Annotated in this window: 3 protein-coding genes; all 3 read right to left on the bottom strand. The window is 37.3% G+C overall.

Annotation, left to right across the window (positions count from 1 at the left end; genetic code table 11):
- Positions 1 to 25 precede the first annotated feature (25 nt).
- The 3 genes from panF to B2R82_RS20805 all read right to left on the bottom strand — a co-directional run bounded on the left by panF (position 26) and on the right by B2R82_RS20805 (position 2,477).
- Positions 26 to 1,471, bottom strand: coding sequence for a sodium/pantothenate symporter (gene panF / locus B2R82_RS20815; RefSeq protein ID WP_286926824.1), 1,446 nt, complete (start codon positions 1,469 to 1,471; stop codon positions 26 to 28).
- A complete protein-coding gene (locus B2R82_RS20810; RefSeq protein WP_286926823.1) occupies positions 1,471 to 1,734 on the bottom strand; it encodes a YhdT family protein in 264 nt (87 codons plus the stop codon). The genes panF and B2R82_RS20810 overlap by 1 nt, the downstream gene beginning before the upstream one ends.
- A gap of 113 nt (positions 1,735 to 1,847) precedes the next feature.
- The gene (locus B2R82_RS20805; protein ID WP_376781247.1) at positions 1,848 to 2,477 is read right to left on the bottom strand and encodes a type 1 glutamine amidotransferase family protein; all 630 of its coding nucleotides are present in this window, start codon (positions 2,475 to 2,477) and stop codon (positions 1,848 to 1,850) included.
- Positions 2,478 to 2,611 lie beyond the last annotated feature (134 nt).

Raw genomic sequence — 2,611 nt, 5'->3', positions numbered from 1 at the left:
GACAACAATCAGTTGCTGAAAGAAGTTAAATAAATAACTTATCTTCCTTAAATTTATGATTTGTTAATAAACTTACAATTACAAAGATGAATAAAGAAGCGACAATCGGGATAGTCACGGTATGCATTCCGAAGACAGACGGGTAAAAACGATCAATAATAATATATAAAATCATGCCTGAAAACATTGACGCAATAGCACCGTACTTATTAGCCTTCTTCCAATATAGTCCTAATACAACGGTCCAAATAAAGACCGCTTCAAGTCCACCAAAGGCAAATAAATTCAACCACACTAATAAATCTGGTGGATTCAACGCAAAAACGATAACTGCTAAACCGATAACAGTCGTGACAATAAAGCTGGCCCGCTTAATTTCTGTATCATTGGCTGTCGGTTTTATATAATTTAGGTAAATATCCTTCACAACAGTGGAGCTTACAAGCATCAATAAAGCGTTGACCGTTGACATTGTGGCTGCCATTGGTGCAGCTAAGACCACACCTGCTAAAAATGGCGGTAAAACCTTTAAGGTCAGTAGTGGCATTACCTTGTCCCCAATCTCAATTCCTGGTAAAACCGGGCGTGCTAGAACACCAATTAAATGCATTCCAAACATGATTGTCCCAATGGCAATAGTGCCAATGATAATGGCTAAATGCATGCTTTTTGAATCCTTATAGCTCATGGCACGAACTGCGATTTGTGGAAGTCCCACAACGCCAACACCGATTAAAATCCAAAATGTAGAAACATATAATGGCGTTAATTCTCCGTCTGCACCAAATGGAGAGACGAAATTTGGATTTTCCGCAACAAGAGATGCCATAATTCGATCGAGGCCTCCACCAGCAACAATTGTCCCAATTAATAATATAATCGTTCCAATAACCATAATAGAGCCCTGCACCGTATCTGTTAATGCAACAGCACGAAAACCACCGATAATGACATACACTAAAACGGAAATGGCAAAAATAAAGAGTGCTGCTGTATAGTTTAAGCCTGTTAATGATTCTATAAGACGTGCACCACCTACCCATTGTGCCATCATAGCAGAAAATAAAAAGACAATAATACTAATTGCCGATAAGATGACAATCACATGACTTTTATAGCGCTCTCGTAAAAAATCAATTAATGTAATGGCATGATAACGTCTTGCAAGAATGGCAAATTTCTTCCCTAAAATCATTAGCACAAAATAGCCGGCAGGAAGTTGTGCCATTGCTAGCAGTACCCAACCTAGACCTTTCGTGTAAGCAACGCCTGGACCACCAATAAAACTACTTGCACTACCATATGTTGCTATCATGGTCATCGCTAAGAGAAAACCGCCCATTTCACGACCACCCAGAAAGTACTCCTGCAAAAATGAATTGGAGGAACGTACATGTTTATTAGCCCAGACGCCAATGCCAAAGATAATAACTAAAAATAATAGCAGTGGAAAAATAACTTGCCAATGCATTATCGATCCACCTCCTCATCCTCAAATGGTACTTCTTTGAAGAAGAGTTTCATCACAAGCCATATGAGAAGTATCATAAAGCCTGTCCCTGCGATACAGCTATAGAAAAACCATGCAGGAAAACCGAAAACATACGTATAGGTTGTCGGATCACCAGAACCTAGACCATAGGCAAAGCCAAACCAAATGGCAAAGTTGATAATGACAAGCACGACACCAATAAGCGCCTCGCGATGCGCAATTTTAAAGCGTTGATCTTTCAAAATAAAGTCCCCCTAACCTACTCTATTTTACTGATATATATCCATTATGGGAACCTTTGTGAAAAAATAATTGCTGGCAAGACAGCGATTATCGCTTTTATTCCTTCCATTTGCTATTTAATAGAATTCATTAAATCAAAAAAGTATTTTGATTCTTGTGTCTGATACAGCTTAAACCATGCATGCAATGTTTCAGGTGCAAATACATCCAGCAATTTCAATACATGCATGGCAAATTCCAAAGGAGCTATTCCTGATGCAGTAATTAAATTACCATCAGTTACGGCTGGTTCCATTTCATAATATTTTTCACCACTATAATTTGGACAAATCATTTTCAAATACTCTAGATGATTACTAGTGTGTCTTCTAGAGTCCAATAAACCCTCATTTGCCAGTCTCACTGTTGCACCACAAATTGCAGCAACAACAATTTCTTCCTTTAAAAATGTAGATACTTTTTTCAGGATGAGGTCATGTATTGATTCCATCCAAGTATCTCCTCCTGGAAGTATAAAAACATCTGAATTTTTTAAAATACACTCATCAATTGAAACGCTTGGTATTATTTTCAATCCTCCCATTGTCGTAACAGCATTTTTGTCAATCCCTACTGTAATCACCCTTAAAGGTGGTAGTTCCTTTTTAAAATACCTTCCTGAATTTAGTTCAGCAATTAAATAGCCTACCTCCCAGTCTGACATTGTATCAAATACATATAAATATACGTTTGCGTTCATCATAGACACTTCCTTTTGTAATTAATATCCCAATTATAAAAAAACATTACTGACATCCGCTGTCAGTAATGTTTTCATAGTGTTGAAAAACTAAATAGTCAAGGGACTCTTTGTGAATATTTAGTCAAAATGAAGGT

The sequence above is a fragment of the Lysinibacillus sp. UBA6686 genome (genome assembly GCF_002455205.1).
In the GTDB taxonomy this organism is placed as follows: domain Bacteria; phylum Bacillota; class Bacilli; order Bacillales_A; family Planococcaceae; genus Lysinibacillus; species Lysinibacillus pakistanensis.
Note: the sequence above shows the minus strand (reverse complement) of the source record. Positions and strands in the feature narration are given on the sequence as shown.

Excerpts from the sequence above, each read along its gene's own strand:
- panF (WP_286926824.1), bottom strand. The coding sequence starts at position 1,471 with ATGCATTGGCAAGTTATTTTTCCACTGCTATTATTTTTAGTTATTATC.
- B2R82_RS20805 (WP_376781247.1), bottom strand. The coding sequence starts at position 2,477 with ATGATGAACGCAAACGTATATTTATATGTATTTGATACAATGTCAGAC.